5 protein-coding genes are annotated in these 4746 nt (G+C 72.8%); 1 reads left to right on the forward strand and 4 read right to left on the reverse strand.

The features are described 5' to 3' along the window. From ACIQOV_RS28120 to ACIQOV_RS28135, 4 genes are all read right to left on the reverse strand, one after another. A partial coding sequence (locus tag ACIQOV_RS28120; RefSeq protein ID WP_401053194.1) for a glycosyltransferase family 2 protein occupies positions 1 to 792 on the reverse strand: 792 nt, incomplete at its 3' end. Then, positions 789 to 1526 carry a CDP-alcohol phosphatidyltransferase family protein gene (locus tag ACIQOV_RS28125; protein WP_359901747.1) on the reverse strand — a complete coding sequence of 246 codons (738 nt, stop codon included), beginning with the start codon at positions 1524 to 1526 and terminating at the stop codon, positions 789 to 791. The genes ACIQOV_RS28120 and ACIQOV_RS28125, both read right to left, overlap by 4 nt. A gap of 91 nt (positions 1527 to 1617) precedes the next feature. Beyond that, on the reverse strand, positions 1618 to 2679 hold the full coding sequence (locus ACIQOV_RS28130) for an iron-containing alcohol dehydrogenase family protein (protein ID WP_359901620.1): 1062 nt from the start codon (positions 2677 to 2679) through the stop codon (positions 1618 to 1620). Continuing rightward, positions 2667 to 3422, reverse strand: a complete 756-nt coding sequence (locus tag ACIQOV_RS28135; protein WP_401053196.1) for a sugar phosphate nucleotidyltransferase — start codon at positions 3420 to 3422, stop codon at positions 2667 to 2669. Before ACIQOV_RS28135 ends, ACIQOV_RS28130 begins: the two co-directional genes overlap by 13 nt. A 585-nt stretch (positions 3423 to 4007) precedes the next feature. Between ACIQOV_RS28135 and idi the strand changes: the two genes are divergently transcribed. Further along, positions 4008 to 4661 (forward strand): isopentenyl-diphosphate Delta-isomerase, encoded by a 654-nt coding sequence (gene idi, locus ACIQOV_RS28140; RefSeq protein ID WP_359901625.1) that lies wholly within the window; start codon positions 4008 to 4010, stop codon positions 4659 to 4661. Positions 4662 to 4746 lie beyond the last annotated feature (85 nt).

Here is a 4746-nt window from a genome sequence, read left to right on the forward strand (position 1 = left end):
GTTGGCATCGCCGTGCCAACCAGCGACTCCGTCGCGGGCCAGGGTCAGCAGGAACCAGGTTCCCGGATAGAGAGGCACCAACAGGGCCGGAAGGTTCCGCCTCGCGAGCCAGACCCGGTTGCGGGCCACGTTGTGGAAGTAGGTCGCGTGGCGGGCCGGCGAGGTCGTGGGGTGGTGCAGCACCACGTCCGCCCGGTAGTCGATGGCCCAGCCGGCGTCCAGCGCGCGCCACGCGAGGTCGGTCTCCTCATGGGCGTAGAAGAACTCGGCGGGCAGCTGCCCGGCCTGCTCGAACACCTTGCAGCGCACCGCGCTCGCGCCGCCGAGGAAGGTCGTCACCCGGGACGAGCGCAGCGGGTCGCTGGCGCGCAGGCGGGGGACGTGGCGGCGCTGGGTGACCCCGGTGTCCGGATCCGCGATCCGGAAGGCGACGATGCCCAGCTCCGGGTCGGCGGTGAAGGCCTCGCGCAGCAGGCGGGCCGAGTCGGTGCGCGGCAGGTTCCCGTCGTCGTCCAGGAAGAGGACCGCGTCGACCTCCGCCCCGTCCCGGCCGAACAGCTCGATGCCGACGTTGCGCCCGCCCGGGATGCCCAGGTTCTCCGGCAGCTCGACGCTGCGCACGTCCTCCGGCAGCGGGGGCAGCTTCACGCCCTGGCCGACCACGGCCAGTTCGACCGCCGGGCCCTCCTGGGCGCGGACGGCCTCGATCAGGGCGTTGAGCTCGGCCGGCCGGTTGCCCATGGTGATGATCACGGCGCCGAGGCGGAAGTTCTCCGCGGTGGTCCCGTTCATCGCAGCCTGCTGGAGAGGACGATGCTCAGCAGGTGCAGCACGGTCTGGAGCATCGCGATCGCCGCCAGGACGACCACCGCGAGCCGGGTGAAGAGGAGTCCGCCGTGCACGGCATCCGCGACGCCGGCGGCCAGGACGAACAGCGAGGCCTCGACCGCGCCGACCAGGCGGTGGAACTTCAGGAAGGAGGCCGCCCGGCGGGCCCTGGCGACGGAGGACGACCGCGGCACCGAGGCGCTGTCCTCGACGGCCGTCATGCCGCTGCGCGCCCGGGCCACGTCCACCAGGTCGGTCTCGGACTTGATCAGGATCGCGCCGAGCGCGGCCAGGGTGCCGAGGAAGGCCCACTCCCAGTGCGACCCGGCGCCCTCGCGGTGCAGCAGGTCGGTGGCACGCAGGCCGAGGCCGGTCAGCAGGGCCGCCTCGGACATGTAGTGGCCGACCCGGTCCAGGTAGACCCCGGTGAGCGAGGTCTGCCGGCGCCAGCGGGCCACCTCGCCGTCCACGCAGTCCAGCAGCAGGTAGACCTGGATCAGCAGGGCGCCCAGGACGGCGCCCGCGATGCCCGGCACGACCAGCGCGGCACCGGCCAGGATGCCGGTGAACATCATCAGGTACGTCAGGCCGTTGGGCGTGATCGCCGTCATGGTGGAGAGCACGCGGGTGATCCGCAGCGAGATCTTCCGCATGTACAGGCGGCCGGCCCAGTGCTCGGCGCTGCGGCGCTGGAGCATGCCCTCCGGGTGGATCACCGCGCGCAGTTCCTCGATCGAGGGCCTGCGGCTCAGGTCCACCGGGGGCCGTTGGGCTCCCGCGGTGGAGGGGTCAGCTGTTGACGGCTTGGACATAGTCGGCGTACGCGTCCCTGATTGCGGAAGGGGAGAGGTCGAGGTGTTCGAGGATGGTGAAGCGCCCCGGTCGGGTGTTCGGAGCGTAGTGCACCGCTTCGGTGAACTCCGCCTCGGTGAAGCCGATCTGAGCGGCGGTCACCGGCAGTCCGTGGCTCGCCAGGCGCTCCACGATCAGACCGGTCAGCTCGCGCTCGCCCCGCAGGAAGCTGGCGAAGGCGGCGCCGAGGCCGACCTGCTCGCCGTGCTGGGCGGACCGCTTGGGATACAGCACGTCCAGGGCATGCGAGATCTCGTGGCAGGCACCCGACGAGGGCCGGGTGCTGCCCGCGATGTTCATCGCGATGCCGGACAGTACCAGGGCCTCGGCGAGCGCCGTCAGGAGGTCCTGGTCCTGGGTGCCGCCCGGGTGCCGCAGCAGGTTCTCGCCCGCCGAGCGGGCCATCGCCACGGCCAGTCCGTCCACCGGTTCACCGGTCACCGCGTGCGACAGCTCCCAGTCCGCGCACGCGGAGATGTTGGAGACGACGTCGCCCACGCCGGCCGCCACGAAGCGCGGCGGGGCCTGCCGGATCACGTCCAGGTCGACCACGATGCCGATCGGGCTGGGCACCCCGTAGGAGCCGCGCCCGGCGTCGTTGTCCAGGGTGGAGACCGGCGAGCAGATGCCGTCGTGGGCCAGGTTGGTGGCGACCGCGACCAGCGGCAGGCCGACCCGGGCCGCGGCGTACTTGGCGGCGTCGATGATCTTGCCGCCGCCGAGGCCCACGATCGCGTCGTAGTGCCCGCCGCGCATCGCCTCGGCCAGCCGCACCGCGCTGTCCAGGCTGCCGTCGTCCACGTTGTACCAGTCGGCTCCGGGCAGGGCCGGCTCCAGGCGACGGCGCATGGCCGAGCCGGAGCCGTTGCTGATCGCGACCGCGATCCGGCCCGAGGCCGACAGCCGCTGGTCCGCGAGGATGCCGCCGAGCGCGTCCAGCGCGCCCGGGCGGATCTCGACGAACAGCGGCGACGGAACCAGTCGGGTCAGTACCGGCACGCGATCTCCCGCGCCTTCGCCAGGTCGTCGTGGTTGTCGACCTCGACCCAGGAGACCTCGCCGATCGGCTGCACGTCGATCCGCAGGCCGCGGTTCACCATCTCCTGGTAGCCGTCCTCGTAGTACAGCTGCGGGTCGCGCTCGTAGGTGGCGCGCAGCGCGTCGGTCAGGTCGGCGGCGGCGGACGGGTTGATCACCGTGACGCCGATGTACTCGCCGGTCGCCTCGGCCGGCTCCATCAGCTTGGTGATGCGGCGCATGCCCGTGGCCGGGTCGACGATCACCTTCATCTCCTCGTCGGCGAGCTTCTTCACCGTGTCGAGGGCGAGCAGGATGCCGGGGGCGGTGCCGCACTCGGTCAGTCGCCGGTTGCCCTCCAGCATGGTCCGCTGGACGGAGACCGGGTGGACGGTGTCGCCGTTGGCGAGCAGCAGGCCCTCGGCGAACAGCTCGCGGGCGCACCACAGCGAGTAGGCGTTGTTCCACTCCTCGGCCTTGTCGTTCTCGACCAGGTGGAGCTTGACGCCGTACTTGTTCTCCAGCGCGTCCTTGCGGTCGTACACCGCCTCCTTGCGGTAGCCGACGACGATCGCGGCCTCGCGCAGTCCGACCTCGGCGAAGTTGCCGAGCGTAAGGTCCAGGACGGTCCGTTCCCCGTCGACCGGCACCAGAGCCTTGGGCAGGGTGTCGGTGTACGGGCGCAGCCGGCGGCCGGCGCCGGCTGCCAGAACGAGGCCGATCATGCGGGTCTCCTGATCCGTCGTGCTGTGCGCGGATCTGTGCCGGAGGTCGGCGGCGCCACCGGTTCGCCCGGACCGGCGTTCGACCGGGGCGGGCGGCGGCGCGCCGGTGCCGGCACAGATCCGGGCACCGTGTCGTATGTGATGGTAGGCGACCGGGGCGACCGGCCAGAACGCGCCCGTGGGCCCGGGGCGGCCGACAGGACGGCCGACGGGGCGGCGGGCCCCGGGCGGCGGGCGGGGCGAACGGCGGCCGCGGTGGCGGTGGAGCGGCCCGGGGCGGCGGTGGAGCGGCCCGGGTTCCGCACCGGCTCCGCCGGGCCGGTCGAACGGGCTCCGAACGCGCGGCGAACGGTTCTGCGAATTCCGTGCCCCTTTCGGGGGCTTCCCGGATCCTTCTCTGGCCGGTTTCCGATTCCTCCGGGTCATGATCCGTCCGGTTGTGCGTGGGGCCCCTGGCGAGTGCCACCCATACGGCAGACTGGAGCCCGACGCCGGCGCCGGTGCCCCTGCTGTGTCCGCCGCACTCCACCCGGTGCGTCGGAGACACCCGATGCTCCCGTTGCTCCCGCTCCCGAAAGAGGCCCCATGCCCCAGAGTCTGCCGACCGACCCGACGCACTTCGCTGCCGAGATCGACACCGGTCTCGACGTGGAGACCGATGTCACGGTCGACCCCCGGGCCACCGGATCCGCCCCGGCCGGAGCCGAGATCCTGCTGGAACTGGTCGACGACGAGGGCGTCACGATCGGCACCGGCGAGAAGCTCTGGGCCCACCAGCAGCCGGGCCGTCTGCACCGGGCCTTCTCCGTCTTCCTGTTCGACCGCCAGGGCCGGCTGCTGCTCCAGCGCCGGGCGCTCGGCAAGTACCACTCCCCCGGCGTCTGGTCGAACACCTGCTGCGGCCACCCGTACCCGGACGAGCCGCCGTTCGTCGCCGCCGCCCGGCGCACCGCCGAGGAGCTGGGCGTCGCGCCGGCGCTGCTGTGCGAGGCGGGCACCGTCCGCTACGACCTGCCGGACGAGGCCTCCGGGCTGATCGAGCGGGAGTGGAACCACCTGTTCGTGGGACTCGTCACCGCGCCGGTCGAGCCGGACCCGGAGGAGGTGGACGACTTCGCCTTCGTGACCGCGCAGGAGCTGCGGGAGCTGCGGGCGGAGCGGCCGTTCTCGGTCTGGTTCGAGACGGTCTTCGAGGCCGCGCTGCCGGGCATCCGGGAGATCGCCGGGCGGGACTGGTAGTCCCGGTCCGGCCGCTCCGGCCGTCGGCCCGGTCGTCGGCCCGGCCGGTCAGTGGCCGGGCTCCGGGGGGACGGGCAGCGAGGCC

The organism is Kitasatospora sp. NPDC091257 (assembly GCF_044757675.1).
In the GTDB taxonomy this organism is placed as follows: domain Bacteria; phylum Actinomycetota; class Actinomycetes; order Streptomycetales; family Streptomycetaceae; genus Kitasatospora; species Kitasatospora lactacystinica.

What these genes read in the sequence shown, in the direction of transcription:
- ACIQOV_RS28125 (WP_359901747.1), bottom strand. Translation starts at nt 1,526, where the DNA reads ATGCTCCAGCGCCGCAGCGCCGAGCACTGGGCCGGCCGCCTGTACATG.
- ACIQOV_RS28135 (WP_401053196.1), bottom strand. Translation starts at nt 3,422, where the DNA reads ATGATCGGCCTCGTTCTGGCAGCCGGCGCCGGCCGCCGGCTGCGCCCG.
- idi (WP_359901625.1), top strand. Translation starts at nt 4,008, where the DNA reads ATGCCCCAGAGTCTGCCGACCGACCCGACGCACTTCGCTGCCGAGATC.